Source organism: Luteimonas marina, assembly GCF_007859325.1.
Classification (GTDB): Bacteria; Pseudomonadota; Gammaproteobacteria; order Xanthomonadales; family Xanthomonadaceae; genus Luteimonas; species Luteimonas marina.
This window is the reverse complement of record NZ_VOHK01000001.1, coordinates 472,329-491,944: the sequence shown is the minus strand read 5'-3', so window position 1 is coordinate 491,944 and position 19,616 is coordinate 472,329. Positions and strand designations below refer to the sequence as shown.

Sequence of the window (19,616 nt, the reverse complement as noted above, 5' to 3'; positions counted from 1 at the left end):
TCAGGCGTCCTTGCGCAGTTCGTTGTGGAGTTCCTGCAGCGCCCACACCGGGCCGCTGCCGCGGTATTCCAGAGAATGCAGCAAGGCCCGGGCGCCGGCAATGGTGGTCGAGTACGTCACCCGCTGCTGCAGCGCCTCGCGCCGGATCGAGAACGAATCGGAGATCGCCTGCCGCCCCTCGGTGGTGTTGACGATGTAGGCGATCTCGCCGTTCTTGATCAGGTCGACGATGTGCGGACGGCCTTCCAGCACCTTGTTGACCTGCTCGCATTCGATGCCGTTCTCGCGCAGCCACTTCGCGGTGCCGGCGGTGGCGACGATGGCGTACCCGCGCTCGACCAGGTCGCGGGCGACCGGCAGCACGCGCTGCTTGTCCGGGTCGCGCACCGAGACGAAGGCCTTGCCCGAGGTCGGCGGCGCCTTGATGTTGGCCGCCTCCTGCGCGCGCGCGAACGCCGCGCCGAAGTTGCGGCCCACGCCCATCACCTCGCCGGTCGAGCGCATCTCGGGCCCCAGGATCGGATCGACGCCCTGGAACTTGGCGAACGGGAAGATCGCCTCCTTCACCGAGAAGTACTCCGGCACGATCTCCTTCGTCGCGCCCTGCTCGGCCAGCGTCTTGCCGGCCATGCAGCGCGCCGAGATCTTCGCCAGTGCCAGCCCGGTCGCCTTCGACACGAACGGCACCGTGCGCGAGGCGCGCGGGTTCACTTCCAGCAGGTAGATCACCGCGTCGCCGTTGTCGTGCTGCACCGCGAACTGGGTGTTCATCAGGCCGACGACGTCCAGCGCCCTGGCCAGCGCCACCACCTGCTCGCGCAGGTGCGCCTGCACTTCAACGGGCAGCGAGTACGGCGGCAGCGAGCACGATGAATCGCCCGAATGCACGCCGGCCTCCTCGATGTGCTCCATCACGCCGCCGATCAGCACGTTGCCGTCCTTGTCGGCGATGACGTCGATGTCCACTTCCACCGCGTTGTCGAGGAAGCGGTCGAGCAGCACCGGCGAATCGTTCGAGACCTTGACCGCGTCGCGCATGTAGCGCGCGAGGTCGGCGTCGGCGTGCACCACCTCCATGGCGCGGCCGCCGAGCACGTAGCTCGGGCGCACGACCAGCGGATAGCCGATCTCCTTGGCCAGCACCAGCGCCTCCTCGGCGCTGCGCGCGGTACGGTTGGGCGGCTGCTTCAGGCCGAGGCTGTCGACCAGCTTCTGGAAGCGCTCGCGGTCCTCGGCCAGGTCGATCGACTCGGGCGAGGTGCCGATGATCGGCACGCCGTTGGCCTCCAGCGCGCGCGCCAGCTTGAGCGGCGTCTGCCCGCCATACTGCACGATCACGCCCTTGGGCTTCTCCAGCTCGACGATCTCCAGCACGTCCTCGAGGGTGAGCGGCTCGAAGTACAGGCGATCGGAAGTGTCGTAGTCGGTGGAGACGGTTTCCGGGTTGCAGTTGACCATGATGGTCTCGAACCCGTCCTCGCGCAGCGCCAGCGCGGCGTGCACGCAGCAGTAGTCGAACTCGATGCCCTGGCCGATGCGGTTGGGGCCGCCGCCGAGCACGATGATCTTGTCACGGTCGGTCGGCGCGGCCTCGCACTCTTCCTCGTAGGTCGAGTACATGTAGGCGGTGGTCGTGGCGAACTCGGCGGCGCAGGAGTCCACGCGCTTGTAGACCGGCCTGACGCCGTGCGCACGGCGCAGGGCGCGGACCGCGGATTCGTCCGTGCCCACCAGCTGCGCCAGCCGCGCGTCGGAGAAGCCCATGCGCTTGAGCGCGCGCAGGCGCGGGCCGTCGAGCGCGTCGATGCCGGCGCCCGCGACCTCGCGCTCGACCTGGACGATCTCCTCGATCTGGTCGAGGAACCAGGGATCGACGAACGACAGCGAGAATACCTCCTCGACCGACAGCCCGGCGCGGAAGGCGTCGGCGAGGTAGAACAGGCGTTCCGGCCCCGGTTCCTTCACTTCGCGCCGCAGCGTGGCGAGGTCGGTCTCGTCGGACAGGTCCAGTTCCGTCGGATCGAAGCCGACCTTGCCGGTCTCCAGCCCGCGCAGCGCCTTCTGCACCGATTCCTGGAAGGTGCGGCCCATCGCCATCACCTCGCCGACCGACTTCATCTGCGTGGTCAGGCGCGCGTCGGCCTGCGGGAACTTCTCGAAGGCGAAGCGCGGGATCTTGGTGACCACGTAGTCGATCGACGGCTCGAACGAGGCCGGAGTCTTGCCGCCGGTGATCTCGTTGCGCAGCTCGTCGAGGGTGTAGCCGACGGCGAGTTTGGCCGCGACCTTGGCGATCGGGAAGCCGGTCGCCTTCGACGCCAGCGCCGAGGAGCGCGACACGCGCGGGTTCATCTCGATCACCACTACCCGCCCGGTTTCGGCGTTGATGCCGAACTGCACGTTCGAGCCGCCGGTGTCGACGCCGATCTTGCGCAGAACCGCGATCGAGGCGTCGCGCAGGCGCTGGTATTCCTTGTCGGTGAGCGTCTGCGCCGGCGCGACGGTGATGCTGTCGCCGGTGTGCACGCCCATCGGGTCGAGGTTCTCGATCGAGCAGACGATGATGCAGTTGTCCGCGGTGTCGCGGACCACCTCCATCTCGAACTCCTTCCAGCCGAGCACCGATTCCTCGACCAGCACCTCGCCGACCGGCGACAACTCGAGGCCGCGCTTGACGATGTCCTCGAACTCTTCCCTGTTGTAGGCGATGCCGCCACCGCTGCCGCCGAGGGTGAAGCTGGGGCGGATGATGGTCGGATAGCCGACGCGCGTCTGGATGTCGACCGCCTGCTCGAACGACTTCGCGACCTCGGCCTTGGGGCACTCCAGCCCGATCTCGGCCATCGCGACACGGAACAGCTCGCGGTCCTCGGCCATGCGGATGGCCTCGCGCTTGGCGCCGATCAGCTCGACGCCGTACTTCTCCAGCACGCCGTTGTCGGCCAGGTCGAGCGCGCAGTTGAGTGCGGTCTGGCCGCCCATGGTCGGCAGCAGCGCGTCGGGCTTTTCCTTGGCGATGATCTTCTCGACCGTCTGCCAGTTGATCGGCTCGATGTAGACCGCGTCGGCGCTCGAAGGGTCGGTCATGATCGTCGCCGGGTTCGAGTTCACCAGGACGACGCGGTAGCCCTCCTCGCGCAGCGCCTTGCAGGCCTGCGCGCCGGAGTAGTCGAACTCGCAGGCCTGGCCGATGACGATCGGGCCGGCGCCGATGATCAGGATGGTCTGGATGTCGGAACGCTTGGGCATGTCAGTGCTTCTCCATCGACGCCACGAAGCGGTCGAACAGCGGGGAGACGTCGTGCGGGCCGGGCGACGCTTCCGGGTGCCCCTGGAACGAGAATGCCGGCGCGTCGGTCAATTCGATGCCTTGGTTGGTGCCGTCGAACAGCGAGCGATGGGTGACGCGCACGTTGCCCGGCAGCGTGGCCTCGTCCACCGCGAAGCCGTGGTTCTGCGAGGTGATCATCACCCGGCCGCTGTCGAGGTCCTGCACCGGGTGGTTGGCGCCGTGGTGACCATGCGGCATCTTCATGGTCTTCGCGCCCGCGGCGAGGCCGAGCAGCTGGTGGCCGAGGCAGATACCGAAGGTCGGGACCTTCTTCGCGATGAACTCGCGGATCGCGGCGATCGCGTAGTCGCAGGGCTCCGGGTCGCCGGGGCCGTTGGAGAGGAACACGCCGTCGGGTTCCATCGCCAGCACTTCGGCGGCGGGCGTCTGCGCCGGCACCACGGTCAGCGCGCAGCCGCGTTCGGCGAGCATGCGCAGGATGTTGTGCTTCACGCCGTAGTCGTAGGCGACGACCTTGAACTTCGGCGGCGCGGAGACGAAGGCGTTGGCGTCGAGGTCGAGCTGGCCTTCGGACCAGGCGTAGGACTCGGCCGTGCTGACGACCTTCGCCAGGTCCATGCCCTTGAGGCCGGGGAACTTGCGCGCGGCTTCCAGCGCCTTGTCGACGTCGATCTCCCCGGCCATCAGCGCGCCGTTCTGCGCGCCGCGGTCGCGCAGCAGGCGCGTGAGCCGGCGCGTGTCGATGCCGGAGATCGCGACGATGCCGCGTGCGCGCAGCCATTCGGGCAGCGCCACCTGGCTGCGCCAGTTGCTCGGCCGGCGCGGCACGTCGCGCACGATCAGCCCGGAGGCCCAGACCTTCGTGGCCTCGTCGTCCCGGTCGGTGCAGCCGGTGTTGCCGATGTGCGGATAGGTCAGCGTCACCAGCTGGCGCGCGTACGAGGGATCGGTGAGCACTTCCTGGTAGCCGGTCATGGCGGTGTTGAACACCACCTCGCCGACCGACAGGCCGGTCGCGCCCACGGAAACGCCCTCGAACACGGTGCCGTCTTCGAGGACGAGGATTGCGGTTTGGGTCACTGGCTTCGCCTACGTGGGGTTGCAAAAAACCGCCGGAGCGGGCGGAACCGGTCCGGAGGCGTGAGGAATCAGGCGAGCGGGAATGATACCGGCACGGGGGTTGCGACGCCAGCCCGGGCGGCCCCGATTTTCCGCAGGAGCGCCTTCAGGCGCGACTCTTTTCGCCCCGATGCCCCGGACAAGCAGAGCATCGCGCCTGAAGGCGTTCCTACAGCACGTCGCGCAGGCGGTAGGCGCCGGGCGGGCGGCCCGCCAGCCGCGCCGCCGCATGCAGGGCGCCGCGGGCGAAGATGTCGCGGTTGGTTGCACGATGAACCAGTTCGATGCGTTCGCCGGCGCCGCTGAACTGGACGAGATGCTCGCCGACGATGTCGCCCGCGCGGATCGAGGCGTAGCGCGGCGTCGCCCCGTTCCGCTCCGCCGCCGCGCCCAGCGACAGCGCGGTCCCGGACGGCGCATCCTTCTTCCTGGTGTGGTGCGACTCGACGATGTCGCAGTCCCAGCCCGGCAGCGCCGCCGCGGCGCGCTCCACCAGTTCGTCGAGGATCGCGACGCCGAGGCTGAAGTTCGAGGCCCACAGCAGCGGGATGCGCGCGGACGCGGTCTCCAGCGCCTCGCGCTGCGCCCCGGACAGCCCGGTGGTGCCGGAGACGAAGGCGCTGCCCCGCTCCGCGCACAGCGCCAGCACCGGGTCGAAGGCTTCGGGCAGGCTGAAATCGATCGCGACGTCGAAGGCCGGCGCAGCCGCCAGCTCGCTGCTGGCGAAATGCGGCACGCCGTCGAGCACGCGCTGGTCGACCTTGCGCTGCACCGCGGCCACGACCTGCAGGCCGGGCCGCTCGGTGGCCAGGCGCAGCAGCGCCTGGCCCATGCGGCCGGAGGCACCGTGGATCAGCAGGCGGACGGGAGTGGTCATGGGTGCAGGCTAGAGCAGTTTCATGCCGAACGTAAACCAACGTCGTCATTCCCGCGAAAGCGGGAATCCAGGGACTTTGCCTTTGAAATCAACAGCAAAGACGCTGGATCCCCGCCTTCGCGGGGACGACGGAATGTAGTGGTTTGTGCCAAAGAGGCTCTGGTCGCGCACCCGGCGGCCGACAAGCCCGCGCCGCGCGGCGCGCGTCAGGACACCATCCGGTCCCAGAAGCCCTTCACGCCGTCGAGGAAGGTGCTGGACCTGGGCGAATGTCGGCGCGCGTTCTCGCCGGTGAACGTCGCCTCGAACTTGTCCAGCAAGTCGCGCTGCTCCTGGGTCAGGTTCACCGGGGTCTCGACCACGACCTTGCAGTACAGGTCGCCCGGCGCGCGGCTGCGCACCGACTTCACGCCCTTGTCGCGCAGGCGGAACACCTTGCCGGTCTGGGTCTCGGCAGGAATGCGGATCTCGGCCTCGCCGCCGAGCGTGGGCACGCGCACGGTGTCGCCCAGCGCCGCCTGCGAGATGCGGATCGGCACCTCGCAGTGCAGGTCGTCGCCGTCGCGCTCGAAGATGTCGTGCGGGCGCACGCGGACCTCGACGTAGAGATCGCCCGCGGGCGCGCCGGCGGGGCCGGCCTCGCCTTCGCCGGCCAGGCGGATGCGGTCGCCGCTGTCGACGCCGGCCGGGATCTTCACCGACAGCACCTTCTCTTCCTCGATCCGGCCGTTGCCGTGGCAGGTCTTGCACGGGTTGGCGATCGTCTTGCCGCGGCCGTGGCAGTGCGGGCACGGCTGCTGCATCGAGAAGATGCCGCGCTGGAAGCGCACCTGGCCACGGCCGTGGCAGGTCGAGCAGGTCTCGAGCTTGCGGTCTTCCGAGCCGGTGCCGTCGCAGTCGCCGCATTCGGCCAGGGTCGGGATCTCGATGCGCTTCTCGACGCCGGACACGGCCTCCTCGAGGTCGAGTTCCATCACGTAGCCGACGTCGGCGCCGCGGCGCGGGCCGCCGCGTCCGCCGCCGCCGCCGAAGATGTTGCCGAAGATGTCGCCGAAGATGTCGCCCATGTCGGCGCCGCCGAAGCCCGGCCCGGCGTTGCCGCCGCCCATGCCGTGCTCGAACGCGGCGTGGCCGTGCTGGTCGTACAGGCGGCGCTTGCCGCCGTCCGACAGCACCTCGTACGCCTCCTTGCACTCCTTGAAGCGCACCTCGGCCTCGTGGTCCCCGGGATTGCGGTCCGGGTGGTACTTCATCGCGCAGCGGCGATAGGCCTTCTTCAGGTCTTCTTCGCTGGCGTCGCGCGCAACGCCCAGGACTTCGTAGTAGTCGCGTTTGCTCATCGGGCGGTGATTCGTGATTCGTGATTGGTGATTCGAAAAGGCAAAGGCCGCGATCCGGCAATTCGAGACGGAAAAAGCGGAGCCGAGACCCCGCTTTTCCCGATCACGAACTACGAATCACCCATCACGACTTCTTCTCGTCGTCCTTGACCTCGGTGAACTCCGCATCGACCACGTCGTCGCCCGCCGGGGTGCCGCCGCTGGCCGCGTCCTCGGGCGCCTGCTGGCCGGCGGCGGCCGCCGCCGCGAACAGCGACTGCGCGGCCTCTTCCAGCGCCTTGGTCTTGGCCTCGATCTGGTCCTTGTCGTCGCCCTTCATCGCGGTCTCGACCTCGGCGATGGCGCCCTCGACGCGACCGATCAGGTCGCCCGGCACCTTGTCGCCGTTGTCCTTGATCGCGCTGCGCGCGGCGTGGATCAGGGCGTCGGCCTGGTTGCGGGCGCCGACCAGCTCGTGGAACTTCCTGTCCTCCTCGCGATGCGCCTCGGCATCGGCGACCATCCGCTGGATCTCGTCGTCCGACAGGCCCGAGCCGGCCTTGATCTCGACCTTCTGCTCCTTGCCGGTCTTCTTGTCCCTGGCGGTGACGTGGACGATGCCGTTGGCGTCGATGTCGAACGACACCTCGACCTGCGGCATGCCGCGCGGCGCGGCGTCGATGCCGGTGAGGTCGAAGCGGGCCAGCGACTTGTTGTAGCGGGCCTGCTCGCGCTCGCCCTGCAGCACGTGCACGGTGACCGCGGACTGGTTGTCCTCGGCGGTGGAGAAGGTCTGCGAGGCCTTGGTCGGGATGGTGGTGTTCTTCTCGATGATCTTGGTGAACACGCCGCCCAGGGTCTCGATGCCCAGGCTCAGCGGGGTCACGTCGAGCAGCAGCACGTCCTTGACGTCGCCGGCGAGCACGCCGCCCTGCACCGCCGCGCCGATGGCCACGGCTTCGTCCGGGTTGACGTCCTTCTTCGGCTCCTTGCCGAAGAACTCGGTCACCGCGGCCTGCACCTTCGGCATGCGGGTCTGGCCACCGACCAGGATCACCTCCGCGATGTCGCTGGCGCGCAGGCCGGCGTCGTTGAGCGCGACCTTGCACGGCTCGATGGTCTTCTTCACCAGGTCCTCGACGAGGGCCTCGAGCTTGGCGCGGGTCAGCTTGATGTTGAGGTGCTTCGGGCCGGAGGCGTCCGCCGTCACGTACGGCAGGTTCACCTCGGTCTGCTGCGCGCTGGACAGCTCGATCTTGGCGCGCTCGGCCGCGTCCTTCAGGCGCTGCAGGGCCAGCGGATCCTTGCGCAGGTCGATGCCCTGGTCCTTCTGGAACTCCTCGACCAGGTAGTCGATGACGCGCTTGTCGAAGTCCTCGCCGCCGAGGAAGGTGTCGCCGTTGGTGGCCAGCACCTCGAACTGCTTCTCGCCGTCGACTTCGGCGATCTCGATGATCGACACGTCGAAGGTGCCGCCGCCGAGGTCGTAGACCACGATCTTGCGGTCGCCGCCGGCCTTGTCCAGGCCGTAGGCCAGCGCCGCCGCGGTCGGCTCGTTGATGATGCGCTTGACGTCGAGGCCGGCGATGCGGCCGGCGTCCTTGGTCGCCTGGCGCTGGGAGTCGTTGAAGTAGGCCGGCACGGTGATGACCGCTTCGGTGACCTTCTCGCCCAGGTAGTCCTCGGCGGTCTTCTTCATCTTCTCGAGGATGCGCGCGGAGACTTCCTGCGCCGACAGCCTGCGGCCGTCGCTGGTGGCCACCCAGGCGTCGCCGTTGTCGTGCTCGACGATGCTGTAAGGCACCAGGTCAAGGTCCTTCTTCACTTCCGCGTCGGTGAACTTGCGGCCGATCAGGCGCTTCACCGCGTAGAAGGTGTTCTTGGGGTTGGTGACGGCCTGGCGCTTGGCGCTCGCGCCGACCAGCACTTCGCCGTCCTTGGTGTAGGCCACGATCGACGGCGTGGTGCGGTCGCCCTCGCTGTTCTCGATGACCTTGGCCTTGCCGCCGTCCATGATCGCCACGCACGAGTTGGTCGTGCCGAGGTCGATGCCGATGATCTTTGCCATTGTGGGTTCCCTCTTGAATCCGGTGTGGTGGGCGGCGGGGCCGCCGATGACGCGTATCTGGGGCTGCCGCGGCGGCGCTTCAAGCGCCCGGCGGCGGGTTTTTCAGCTTCAGTCGTGCTTGGCCACCGCGACCAGCGCCGGCCGCAGCAGCTGCTCGTTGAGCACGTAGCCCTTCTGGAACACCTGGAACACGGCGCCGGGCGCGACCTCGGCGGTCTCGACCGCGCTCATCGCGTTGTGCTTCTCGGGATCGAAGACATCGCCCGGCTCCGGCGCGACCTCGACCAGGCCGTTGTTCTCGCACACGCGCGCGAGCTCGCGCAGGGTCAGCACCACGCCGTCACGCAGCGGGTCGTCGGCCGCGGCCGTGGTGAGCGCGGCCTCGAGGCTGTCGAACACCGGCAGCAGGTCGCCCAGCAGTTGCTTGTTGGCGAAGCGGCAGGCGTTGCGCACGTCGCGCTCCAGGCGCTTGCGCTGGTTCTCGATGTCAGCGCGGTCGAGCAGCGACTGCGCGCGGAGCTGTTCCAGTTCCGCCTCGAGGACCTGGATGCGGGCCTCGGCGGTGTCGTGTTCTTCGGCCGCGGGCGCGGCGTCGGGCGTGGATTCTGCGGTCATGTCCTGTGGCTGCAATGGCGGTCGTCAGGCCGCCGACCCGCCAGCTATGGGGCCGGCGCATCCGGATTCAAGGCGGCCCCAAGCGCCTGCGCGGTGGCCTGCACCACCGGGATCACGCGGTCGTAGGCCATCCGGGTCGGGCCGATCACGCCCAGCACCCCCAGCACCTTGCCGCCCGAGGCATACGGCGCGGTCACCAGCGACACCCCCTCCAGCGGCGCCAGCCCGGTCTCCTCGCCGATGAAGATGCGCACGCCCTGCGCCCGGATCGTGCGTTCGAGCAGCTGCAGGATCTCGCGCTTGCGGGAGAAGGCCTCGAACAGCTCGCGCAGGCGGTCGAGGTCGGACAGGTCCTGGACCCCGATCAGCCGGGTCTGGCCGGCGACCAGCATGTCGTCGTCCGCGGCCGGGGCCAGCGCCTGCTCGGCCAGTTCGACGGTGTGCGAGAGCAGCGCCTCCATCTCGCTGCGCGCGGCCTGCAGCTCGCGCACCAGGGTGGCGCGGATCTCGGCCACCGGCCGGCCGGCGAAGTGCGCGTTCAGGTAGTTCGCCACCCGCTCCAGCTCGGACGCGTCGTACGGCCGTCGGGTCTGGATGATGCGGTTCTGCACGTCGTTGTCGGCGAAGACCAGGATCGCCATGACCCGCTGGCCGTCCAGCGGCACGAAGTCGATGTGGCGGAAGGCGAACTGCTCGCGCTTGGGAACCGAGACCACGCCAACGAAGTGGGTCATTGCCGAGACCAGCTCCGAGGCGCTGCCGAGCAGCGACTGGGTGCCGCCGCCGGCCGGCAGTTCGCCGCGCAGCCGCGCCAGCTCGGCGTTGGGCAGCGGCTGCACCTGCAGCAGCGAGTCGACGAAGACGCGGTAGCCCTGCGCCGTCGGCACCCGCCCGGCGGAGGTGTGCGGCGCCGACAGCAGGCCGATTTCCTCGAGGTCGGAGAGGATGTTGCGGATCGTCGCCGGGCTGACGTCGAGCCCGGCATGGCGCGCCAGGGTCTGCGAGCCGACCGGCCCGCCGTCGCGGATGTGGCGGGCGATCAGGGTGCGCAGCAGCTGCCGTGCGCGGGGATCGAGGGTGCTGCCGGGCGGTGGTGCGGCCATCTGCACGATTAGATCGCCGATCGTCCGGCGGCTGCAAGCGCCGGGCGCAGGGCGGCCGCAAGGACCGATCGCTCGCCATGCCCGGGATGACGGGAAAACGTCCAGCCCGGGGATTCCCGACAGCCATCCGGGCTACATCCGTCTCGGCGGCTGCGACCGTGCGCCCTACAATGCGCGGCCATGCTCAAGCGCCTGACCCTTCGTGATTTCGCCGTCGTCTCGGCCACCGAGCTGGAGTTCGGGCCGGGCATGACCGTGATCTCCGGCGAGACCGGCGCCGGCAAGTCGCTGCTGGTCGACGCGCTGGGCTTCCTCTCGGGCCTGCGCGCCGATGCCGGCATGGTCCGCCACGGCGCCGAACGCGCCGAACTGCACGCCGAATTCGACCCGGACGACGCCCCGGCCGCGGCGGACTGGCTGCGCGGGCAGGAATTCGACGACGACGGGGCCTGCACCCTGCGCCGCACCCTGCGCGCGGACGGCGGCTCGCGTGCCTGGATCAACGGCCGCCCGGCGACGCTGGCGCAGTTGTCGCAGCTGGCCGGCCTGCTGGTCGAGATCCACGGCCAGCACGAGCACCAGGCGCTGCTGGAGAAATCCAGCCAGCTCGCCCTGCTCGACGCCTTCGGCGGCCACGACGCGCCGCTGGCGGCGGTGCGCGCCGCCGCCGCGCAATGGAACGCGCTGCAGCGCGAGCGCGACGCGCTGTCGAAGGCCGGCGACGTGTCCGAGCGGATCGACTGGCTCGGCCACCAGCTCGCCGAACTCGAACGCGAGGAGTTGGGCGCCGAGGCGATCGAGGCGCTGGTCGTCGGCCATCGCCGGCAGGCGCACGCGGCCGGCCTGATCGCCGCCTGCGACGAGGCGCTCGCCGGCCTGTCCGGCGACGATGGCCCGTCGCTGGTCCGCCGCCTGCAGCAGTTGCGCGGCGGCCTGTCGCGCGAACGCGAGCACGAGCCGCGGCTGGACGAGGTCGACGCCATGCTCGACGCCGCTGCGATCCAGATCGACGAAGCGCTGCTGCTGCTGCAGCGCGTGCGCGACGAGCTCGACCTCGACCCGGCACAGTTCGAACTGCTGGACGCGAAGCTGGCGCGGCTGCACGAACTGGCGCGCAAGCACCGCGTCGCGCCGGAGGAACTCGCGGGATGCCGGGCCGGCTTCGCCGCCGAACTCGATGCACTGCGCGACGCCGGCACCCGCCTGCAGGCGCTGGACGGCGAGATCGCCGTCGCGGCCGCCAGCTGGCGCAGGGCCGCCGACGCGCTCGGCGACGCCCGCTCGGCCACCGCCGCCCGGCTGTCGCAGGCCACGACCGCGCTGATCGCCGAACTGGGCATGGGCGGCGGGCGCTTCGAGGTGGCGCTGGAGCCGGTCGACGGCGACCGCCCCGACCCCCAGGGCGGCGAACGCGCGGAATTCCTGGTCTCGGCCAACGCCGGCCAGCCGCCGCGGCCGCTGCGCCGCGTGGCCTCGGGCGGCGAACTCTCGCGCATCTCGCTGGCGATCGAAGTCGCCGCGCTGGGCTCGGACGCGGTGCCGACGATGGTGTTCGACGAGGTCGACTCGGGTATCGGCGGCGCGGTCGCCGAGATCGTCGGCCAGAAGCTGCGCGCGCTCGGCGCGAGCCGGCAGGTGCTGTGCGTGACCCACCTGCCGCAGGTCGCCGCGCAGGGCCACGCCCACTACCGCGTCAGCAAGGCCGACCGCGACGGCATCACCCACAGCGCCGTGCAGCGGCTCGACTCGAAACAGCGCCAGGAGGAACTGGCGCGCATGCTCGGCGGCGTCGAAGTCTCGAAGGAAGCGCGCGCCGCGGCCCGTCGCCTGCTCGCCGCGGGCGGCAACTAGGCGCGAATGCGGATTCCCTTTCGGGCCGTCATCCCGAACGAATTCGGACTGTCATCCCGAGCGAAGCGAGGGATCTGCCGTTCCTGTCGAGGACAAGCAGATATCTCCCTCCGGTCGATATGACAGCCCGACTGACCTGAAGCCCTCAGCGCTTCTTGCGCACGTACAGCACCAGCGAGTGCTCGTCGAGCACGTAGCCGTGCTCGCCGGCGATCTTGTTGAGCAGCGCCACGATCTCCGGGCTCTCGAACTCGGTGATCTGGTCGCTGACCACGTCGACCATGTGGTAGTGGTGGTCGCCGCGGTCAATCTCGTACAGCGCGTGGCCGCCCTCGAAGTTGTGCTTGACCACGAGGCCGGCCGCCTCGAACTGGGTCAGCACGCGGTACACCGTGGCCAGGCCGATCTCGTCGCCCTGCTCCAGCAGCTGCCGGTAGATGTCTTCCGCGGTCATGTGCTGGCGCGGGGTCCGCAGTTCGAGCAGTTCGAGGATCCGCATCCGCGGATGCGTCACCTTCAGCCCGGCCTTGCGCAAATCCATCGATTCCATGGGGTCTCCGTTCACAGGCGGTTTAGCGACAGCTGCCTGGATGTCGGTTGCCGTGCTCGCCGGGAGTGTATCATCGCGCCGGTTCCGCCCGTCATCGCAGGCCCCGTTCCATGCCCATTTCCCGCATCGCGCTCGCCCTCCTGATCGCCACGGCCACGGCCGGTTGCGGCATGCTCTACAAGCAGCCGATCTACCAGGGCAACCTGATCGAAAAGGACGCGATCGACCAGCTGCAGGTCGGCATGGACAAGCAGCAGGTGCTGACCCTGCTCGGTACGCCCTCGATCGCCGACCCGTTCCACCACCAGCGCTGGGACTACACCGCGACGCAGCGCACCAACCGCCGCGGCCACACGGAGGTCAAGAACATGACCCTGTGGTTCGAGAACGACTCGCTGGTGAAGTGGGACGGCGAGTACTTCGCCGAACAGGACAAGGAACTGTCCGAGCGCATGCGCCGCTTCGGCAACCTGCCCAAGGAAAAGGGCAACCAGCGGCGACGCTAGCGCCGCGTCCGTCCCGCCTGCACCTGCGCCCGGCGTCGCCGGGACTCCTTCGGGTCAGCCAGCAGCGGTTCCAGCAGCTCCAGGCGGTCGCCGTCGTGCAGCACGGTCTGCGATTGCGCTCGCTCGCCGTGGATCGCGACGCCGGCCACGCCATCGCGCGGGATGCGGGTGAGCGCCAGCGCATTGGCGACGCTCGCGCCGGGCTCGAGTTCGAGTTCCTCCGCCTCGAAGCGCTCCCGCCACGCCCGAATCACCTGCACGCGCATCGACGGGCCCTAGGCCTCGGCGTCGGCGACGCGCACGAAATCGTCGACCATGCGGTCGGCCAGCCCGCGCAGCCCCAGCGACAGCACCGGCAGCATCAGGCTGCTCTGCGGCTCGAAATCCAGCGCCAGCGAGACCTTGCTCGCGGTCTCGTCCAGCGCATGGAAGCGCCAGCGGCCCTGCAGGCGCCGGAACGGCCCGTCGCGCAGCTCCATGTCGATGTGGTGCGGCGGCGACAGGGTGTTCTCGGTGGTGAACCAGGTGCGGAAGCCGCCGATGCCCAGCTCCAGCTTGGCCAGCACCCGCTCCTCGCCCGCCTCCAGCACCTGGGCGTTCTCACACCATTCGAAGCGGCGGGGATAGGCGGCGATGTCGTTGACCAGCGCGAACATCCGGGTCACGGAATGTTCCACCAGCGCGCTGCGTTCGATCGTGGGCATGGCTCGCGTGCGTGACCGGCTTCGGGGACAATGGCGGGATGGGCAAGAAGAGCGGCAAGGATAAGGCAAACGGCGACCGGACCATCGCGCTCAACAAGCGCGCGCGCCACGACTACCACCTCGAACAGCGCTTCGAGGCGGGCATGGCGCTGCAGGGCTGGGAGCTGAAGGCGATCCGCGCCGGCCGCGCCAACATCGGCGAGAGCTACGCCATGGTGCGCGAGGGCGAGATCTTCCTGGTCGGCGCGCAGATCACGCCGCTGATCCAGGCCTCCACGCACGTGGTCGCCGATTCCAGACGCAGCCGCAAGCTGCTGCTGCACCGGCGCGAGATCGACAACCTGATCGGCCGCGTGCAGCGCGACGGCTACACCCTGGTGCCGACCGCGCTGTACTGGAAGGGCAACAAGGTCAAGGCCGAAGTGGCGCTGGCCAAGGGCAAGCAGAGCCACGACAAGCGGCAGGCCTCGAAGGACCGCGACTGGGCGCGCGACAAGCAGCGGGCGATGCGGGCGCACAACAAGTGATGCCCGGGCGGGCTGACGCGCGACGCTCGCGGTGAACGGGGCATCGCGGATGTCCGGGGAACGGGGGGCTCAGCTGATGTCGGTGACGCCCAGCTCCCGCAGCGCGCGCGCCATGCTGTCGCGGGCGTCGTCGCTGATCTTCTCGTGGTCGAGCGCGAAGCGGATCGTGGCCTCGACCAGGCCGATGTGCGTGCCGCAGTCGAAGCGCGTGCCGCGGAAGCGATAGGCGTCCACCTGGCGGTCCTGGATCAGGCTCGCGATCGCATCGGTCAGCTGGATCTCGCCGCCGGCGCCGCGGCCGGTGGTCTCGAGGTGGTCGAAGATCGCGCCCGGCAGGATGTAGCGGCCGACCACGGCCAGCGTGCTCGGCGCATCCTCCGGCTTCGGCTTCTCGACGATGCGGCGGATCGCGCCGTGGCGGTCGCGGAAGCCCTCGGTGGCGACGATACCGTAGCTGGCGGTCTGCTCCTTCGGCACGTCCTGCACGGCGATCGCGCCGACGCCGTTGGCTTCGGCGTGGTCGGCCATCTGCTTCAGCGCGCCCGCGCCGTTCCGGTTCCAGATCAGGTCGTCGGGCAGCAGGACCGCGAACGGCTCGTCGCCGATCACCGACCTCGCGCACAGCACCGCATGCCCCAGTCCCAGCGCCTCGGCCTGGGTGACGAACACCGCGCGCACGCCTTCGGGAAGTACGTTGCGCACCAGTTCCAGTTGCTGGTGCTTGCCGGATCGCTCCAGCTTCTGTTCCAGTTCGTAGGCCTTGTCGAAGTAGTCGGCCACCGCGTGCTTGTAGCGGTTGGTGACGAACACCAACGTGTCGCAGCCGGCTTCGATGGCTTCGTCAACCGCGTACTGGATCAAGGGCCGATCGACGATCGGCAGCATCTCCTTGGGCACGGTCTTGGTCGCGGGAAGGAACCTGGTTCCCAGGCCGGCGACCGGGAACACGGCCTTGCGGATACGCTTGTTCATGTCTTGCGGGCCTGTCGTGCGGGGAAGGCCACGACTGTACCGGCGGCTTCGCGCGTCGGCGTGGTGGTCGCGGGCCTGAACTCGGGCAGGGTCTCGCGCAGCAGCAGGGCGATGGTGTCGACATCGTAGGCGGCGACCGCCTCGCGAATGCGCGCCACCGCCTGCTGGATCTTCTCGCCGGAGACCGAGCGCGCTTCCGCCTGCAGGATCTTGGGGTGTACGGTGGGGCGATAGCGTTCGTCTGCGTGGAACAGCGTCTCGTGCAGCTTTTCGCCGGGGCGCAGGCCGGTGTAGACGATCGCGATGTCCCGCTCGGGCTGCTTGCCGGCGAGGCGGATCATCTGCTCGGCCAGCAGGCGGATCGGCACCGGCTCGCCCATGTCTAGGGTGTAGATCGCCTCGCGCGAGCCGATCGCGACCGACTGCATGATCAGCTGGCAGGCTTCCGGGATCGTCATGAAGTAGCGGGTGACGTCCGGATCGGTGACCGTGACCGGTCCGCCGGTGCGGATCTGCTCGCGGAACAATGGCACCACGCTGCCCGCCGAATCGAGCACGTTGCCGAAGCGCACGATCACGAAGTGAGTCGCCTCGGACTCGGCCAGCGACTGGCAGACCATCTCCGCCAGGCGCTTGGTCGCACCGAGCACGTTGACCGGATCGACCGCCTTGTCGGTGGAAATCAGCACGAAAGTGCCAACCCTGGCCGCTGCCGACTCGCGGGCCACGACCTCGGTCACCAGGACGTTGTTGCGCACGGCTTCGCGCAACTGCCCTTCCAGCACCGGGACCTGCTTGTAGGCGGCGGCGTGGAACACCGCATCCGGATTGGACTGGCCGAGCGCATGGCGGATCACGGCCGGATCGCCGCAGTCGCCGAGGATCGGCACGCACCGAATCTGCGGGAAATCGCGGCGCAGTTCGGATTCGGTCTTGATCAGCGCGAGCTCATCGATCTCGACCAGCGCGATCTGGTTCACGCCATGGCGTGCGCACTGCCGGCACAGTTCGCCGCCGATCGATCCGCCGGCGCCGGTGACCAGCACGCTGCGCCCGCCGAGCCAGTTGCGGATCGCCTTCCAGTCGGGCGTCACCGGCTTGCGGCCAAGCAGGTCCTCGATGGCGACCTCCTTCAGTTCGCCGGGCAGCGACCGCCCCTCGAGCATGTCGTCGAGCCGGGGCACGGTGCGGAACGGCAGGCCGGTGCTCTCGCAGGCGGCCACGACGCGGCGCATGGTCGCGGCATCGACCGAGGGCATCGCGATCACCAGCAGTTTCGCCGCGGTTTCTGGAGCGATCCTGCCGACATCCTCGATCCGCCCCAGCACCGGTATTCCCTGCAGGCGGCTGCCGCGCAGCTTGGCCGCGTCGTCGAGGAAGCCCACCGGGCTGTAGGCGCCGGCACGCCGCAGGTCGCGGACCAGGGTCTCGCCGGCCTGCCCGGCGCCGAGGATCAGCACGCGCAGCGCCGCCTGGTCGGTGCGTGTGGTGCGGTGATCCTTCCAGGCGCGATACAGCAGGCGCGGCATGCCCAGCATCGCGGTCAGCAGCAACGGGTACAGCAGCAGCACCGAGCGCGGCACCTGGTTGAGCCGGTTGTAGACGAACAACATCAGCATGATCGCAATCAGGCCGATCACCGATGCCTTCAGGATGTTGATCAGGTCGGGCAGGCTGGCGAAACGCCAGACCCCGCGATACAGGCCGACCTTCCAGAACACTGCCGCTTGCGCGGCCAGCACCAGCAGCATTTCGGTCGACAGTGCCGGCGTCGGCGGCACGACGGGAAGCATCGAGTGGCGGAACAGGTGCAGGCCCAGCCAGCACAGCCACACCATGCACAGATCGTGCGCGACCACGGCCACCTTGGGCAACATGGTGCTGACCCGATCCTTCCAGTTGACCATCGTCACGGCTTCCTGTCTTTAGAGGCTGTCAGATTTATCGGGCGATGCTTGCCTGCGCAGAATCATCCATGCCAGCCCCCCTGCTGCCAGGAATATCACGTACGTTGACATGATAGCGGTGGAACTCCATGAATGCATGGCAAACATGGCCAGTACGGCCACGAGGGTGGCACCGGCGTAGGCCAGCGTCACCACGGAGTGGCTGCCCGCCCGCCGCGCCCATGCCTGATAGGCATGCTGCACGTGCGGCCGCCACCAGGCCTCGCCGCGCACCATGCGCGCAAGCAGCGTCAAGGACGCGTCAAGGAGGAACGGCAGCAGCGGAAACAGCAGCAGCACGCGGCCGTCGGACCCGCGATGCATCGATACCAGCGCCAGCAGCGCGGCGAGCGCGTAGCCCAGCGCGCCGCTGCCGACGTCGCCGAGAAAGATCCGCGCCCCGGGGAAGTTGAACGGCAGGAAGCCGCAGGCCCCTGCGGCCAGCGCCAAGCCCAACCAGAACACCGGCCCCTCCCCCGCGAACAGCGCCCAGGCCGCGGCGACCAGGATCGCCTGGCTGGTGGCGATGCCGTCGATACCGTCCATGAAGTTCCAGACGTTGGTCAGCACCACTGCCGCGACGAACGCGGTGGCCATGTCCTTCCAGTCGCCGCCTTCCAGGCCCAGCGCCACCGCCAGCAGCGTGGCCGCGAACACGTGCACGCACAGGCGCAGCAGCGGCGAAAGCGGCCGGTGGTCGTCGATCCAGCCGATGCCCGCGACCAGCGCGAGGCCTGCCGCGGCCAGGGCGATCGACGGCAGGTGCCCGGGCGCGGCCACCGCCAGCGCCGCCGCGGCCAGCAGCAGGACGACGACGATCGAGACGCCGCCGCCCCTGGGCGTGGCGGCCTGGTGGCTGCGGCGCTCGCCGGGCTGGTCGATCAGCCGGCGGCGGAGCGCGTAGCGCCGTGCCATCCAGGTCGACGCGCAGCCGATCGCGAAGCCCGCCAGCAGCCAGAGGCCGGGAATCGCAAAGTGGGGCATCAGACGACCGCGTAGTTCAGCAGCGGCTTGATCGTCCCCCACTCCTTGCAGCTCGGGCACTGCCAGTGGTGGCTGCGCGCGCCGAAGCCGCAGCGGTTGCAGCGATAGCTCGGATTGCGCACCAGCAGCTGCTCGGTGATCAACCGCAGGTCCTGCAGGGTCGCGGCGAGGTTGCTGTTCTCGGCCAGGGTCAGGTCGATCAGGGCCGCCTCGCCGCGCACGGACGGGCGGTCCTTCAGCTGCTGCGCCAGGTAGCCGCGCGCCGCGGGGACGCCATCCTGCCGCTCCACCAGCCGGGTCAGCGCCAGCACCGGCGCGATGCCGCGGTAGTGTTCGCTCATCTCGGCCAGGAACTTGCGCGCGCCGGACGTGTCGCCGACGCGCTCGTAGGCGGCCAGCAGCGCCGGCAGCACCTCCGGCAGGAAGTCGGTGTCGTGGCGGGCGGCGCGTTCATAGGCGCGGATCGCGGCCGCGTCGTTGCCGGCGTCGGTTTCGAGCCGGCCTTCGAGGATGCCCGCGCGCACCGACTTCGAATCCGCGGCATAGGCGCGCGCCACGGCGGCGCGGGCGTCTTCCGCATCCCCGGACAGGCGCAGGCGATCGGCCAGTTCGCATTCGAACTGCGCGATCAGCCTGCCCATCGGCTCGCCGGTCGCGGCTTCGTAGCGGGTCGCGTTCTCGATCGCCTTGGCCCAGTCGCGCTCGGCCTCGTAGATGCCGATCAGGTGCTTGAGCGCCTGCGGCGCGCGCTGGTCGATCTTCGCAAGGTCGCTGAACACCACCTCCGCGCGGTCGAGCAGGCCCGACTTCATGTAGTCCTCGCCCAGCGCCAGCAGCGCCTGCACCTTCTGCGGGTCGCTCAGGTCGGGGCGCTGCGCCAGGCCCTGGTGCAGGCGGATCGCGCGGTCGACCTCGCCGCGGCGGCGGAACAGGTGGCCGAGCGCGAGCTGGGTCTCGAAGGTTTCCTTGTCGAGCTCGGCGATGTGCAGGAACAGCTCGATCGCCTTGTCCGGCTGCTCGTTGAGCAGGTAGTTCAGGCCGCGGAAGTAGGTGGTCGACAGCCGACTGACCTGGGTGTCGCTGTGGCGCTCGCCGCCGCGGCGCCCGATCACCCAGCCGCTCAGCGCAGCGATCGGCAGCAGCAGGAAGAACCAGAACCACTCGGTGACGAAGGCCATGGCGC

At 69.4% G+C, this 19,616-nt stretch carries 17 protein-coding genes; 3 read left to right on the top strand and 14 right to left on the bottom strand.

Annotated elements, in window-relative coordinates; all coding sequences use genetic code 11:
* The 7 genes from carB to hrcA all read right to left on the bottom strand — a co-directional run bounded on the left by carB (position 1) and on the right by hrcA (position 10,393).
* Entirely contained in the window at positions 1 to 3,249 is a 3,249-nt protein-coding gene (gene carB, locus FQY83_RS02320; protein ID WP_146384650.1) for a carbamoyl-phosphate synthase large subunit, read from the bottom strand.
* Between the two features lies 1 nt (position 3,250).
* Positions 3,251 to 4,372: a glutamine-hydrolyzing carbamoyl-phosphate synthase small subunit gene (gene carA / locus FQY83_RS02315; protein ID WP_146384647.1), complete on the bottom strand. Its 1,122-nt coding sequence runs from the start codon at positions 4,370 to 4,372 to the stop codon at positions 3,251 to 3,253.
* 208 nt (positions 4,373 to 4,580) lie between these two features.
* Entirely contained in the window at positions 4,581 to 5,288 is a 708-nt protein-coding gene (dapB, locus tag FQY83_RS02310) for a 4-hydroxy-tetrahydrodipicolinate reductase (RefSeq protein WP_146384645.1), read from the bottom strand.
* A 206-nt stretch (positions 5,289 to 5,494) separates the two neighbouring features.
* Positions 5,495 to 6,628 carry a molecular chaperone DnaJ gene (gene dnaJ / locus FQY83_RS02305; protein ID WP_146384643.1) on the bottom strand — a complete coding sequence of 378 codons (1,134 nt, stop codon included), beginning with the start codon at positions 6,626 to 6,628 and terminating at the stop codon, positions 5,495 to 5,497.
* Positions 6,629 to 6,752: 124 nt separating this feature from the next.
* On the bottom strand, positions 6,753 to 8,675 hold the full coding sequence (gene dnaK / locus FQY83_RS02300) for a molecular chaperone DnaK (protein ID WP_146384641.1): 1,923 nt from the start codon (positions 8,673 to 8,675) through the stop codon (positions 6,753 to 6,755).
* Between the two features lie 108 nt (positions 8,676 to 8,783).
* On the bottom strand, positions 8,784 to 9,290 hold the full coding sequence (gene grpE / locus FQY83_RS02295) for a nucleotide exchange factor GrpE (protein ID WP_146384639.1): 507 nt from the start codon (positions 9,288 to 9,290) through the stop codon (positions 8,784 to 8,786).
* Between the two features lie 44 nt (positions 9,291 to 9,334).
* Positions 9,335 to 10,393: a heat-inducible transcriptional repressor HrcA gene (hrcA, locus tag FQY83_RS02290; protein ID WP_146384637.1), complete on the bottom strand. Its 1,059-nt coding sequence runs from the start codon at positions 10,391 to 10,393 to the stop codon at positions 9,335 to 9,337.
* Positions 10,394 to 10,573: 180 nt separating this feature from the next.
* Between hrcA and recN the strand changes: the two genes are divergently transcribed.
* Complete coding sequence (gene recN, locus FQY83_RS02285) at positions 10,574 to 12,244, top strand: DNA repair protein RecN (RefSeq protein ID WP_146384635.1); 1,671 nt, start codon at positions 10,574 to 10,576, stop codon at positions 12,242 to 12,244.
* A 145-nt stretch (positions 12,245 to 12,389) separates the two neighbouring features.
* Here recN and FQY83_RS02280 read toward each other — a convergent pair whose 3' ends face one another.
* Entirely contained in the window at positions 12,390 to 12,794 is a 405-nt protein-coding gene (locus FQY83_RS02280) for a Fur family transcriptional regulator (protein WP_146384634.1), read from the bottom strand.
* A gap of 116 nt (positions 12,795 to 12,910) precedes the next feature.
* Here FQY83_RS02280 and FQY83_RS02275 point away from each other — a divergent pair, with 116 nt between their 5' ends.
* The gene (locus FQY83_RS02275) at positions 12,911 to 13,300 is read left to right on the top strand and encodes an outer membrane protein assembly factor BamE (RefSeq protein WP_425478580.1); all 390 of its coding nucleotides are present in this window, start codon (positions 12,911 to 12,913) and stop codon (positions 13,298 to 13,300) included.
* Here the strand turns inward: FQY83_RS02275 and FQY83_RS02270 are convergent.
* Positions 13,297 to 13,566, bottom strand: a complete 270-nt coding sequence (locus FQY83_RS02270) for an RnfH family protein (RefSeq protein ID WP_146384632.1) — start codon at positions 13,564 to 13,566, stop codon at positions 13,297 to 13,299. The two genes, FQY83_RS02275 and FQY83_RS02270, sit on opposite strands and share 4 nt — an antisense overlap.
* A 9-nt stretch (positions 13,567 to 13,575) precedes the next feature.
* Entirely contained in the window at positions 13,576 to 14,004 is a 429-nt protein-coding gene (locus FQY83_RS02265; RefSeq protein ID WP_146384630.1) for a type II toxin-antitoxin system RatA family toxin, read from the bottom strand.
* Between the two features lie 38 nt (positions 14,005 to 14,042).
* Here FQY83_RS02265 and smpB point away from each other — a divergent pair, with 38 nt between their 5' ends.
* Entirely contained in the window at positions 14,043 to 14,531 is a 489-nt protein-coding gene (smpB, locus tag FQY83_RS02260) for an SsrA-binding protein SmpB (RefSeq protein WP_146384628.1), read from the top strand.
* 69 nt (positions 14,532 to 14,600) lie between these two features.
* Here the strand turns inward: smpB and galU are convergent, their stop codons facing one another.
* The 4 genes from galU to lapB are packed head-to-tail and all read right to left on the bottom strand — an operon-like array spanning position 14,601 to position 19,611.
* Positions 14,601 to 15,503, bottom strand: a complete 903-nt coding sequence (gene galU, locus FQY83_RS02255) for a UTP--glucose-1-phosphate uridylyltransferase GalU (protein ID WP_146384626.1) — start codon at positions 15,501 to 15,503, stop codon at positions 14,601 to 14,603.
* Positions 15,500 to 17,410: a polysaccharide biosynthesis protein gene (locus FQY83_RS02250; RefSeq protein ID WP_146384624.1), complete on the bottom strand. Its 1,911-nt coding sequence runs from the start codon at positions 17,408 to 17,410 to the stop codon at positions 15,500 to 15,502. Before FQY83_RS02250 ends, galU begins: the two co-directional genes overlap by 4 nt.
* An 18-nt stretch (positions 17,411 to 17,428) precedes the next feature.
* Entirely contained in the window at positions 17,429 to 18,433 is a 1,005-nt protein-coding gene (locus tag FQY83_RS02245) for an MraY family glycosyltransferase (RefSeq protein ID WP_146384622.1), read from the bottom strand.
* On the bottom strand, positions 18,433 to 19,611 hold the full coding sequence (gene lapB / locus FQY83_RS02240; protein WP_146384620.1) for a lipopolysaccharide assembly protein LapB: 1,179 nt from the start codon (positions 19,609 to 19,611) through the stop codon (positions 18,433 to 18,435). Before lapB ends, FQY83_RS02245 begins: the two co-directional genes overlap by 1 nt.
* Positions 19,612 to 19,616: the final 5 nt, after the last annotated feature.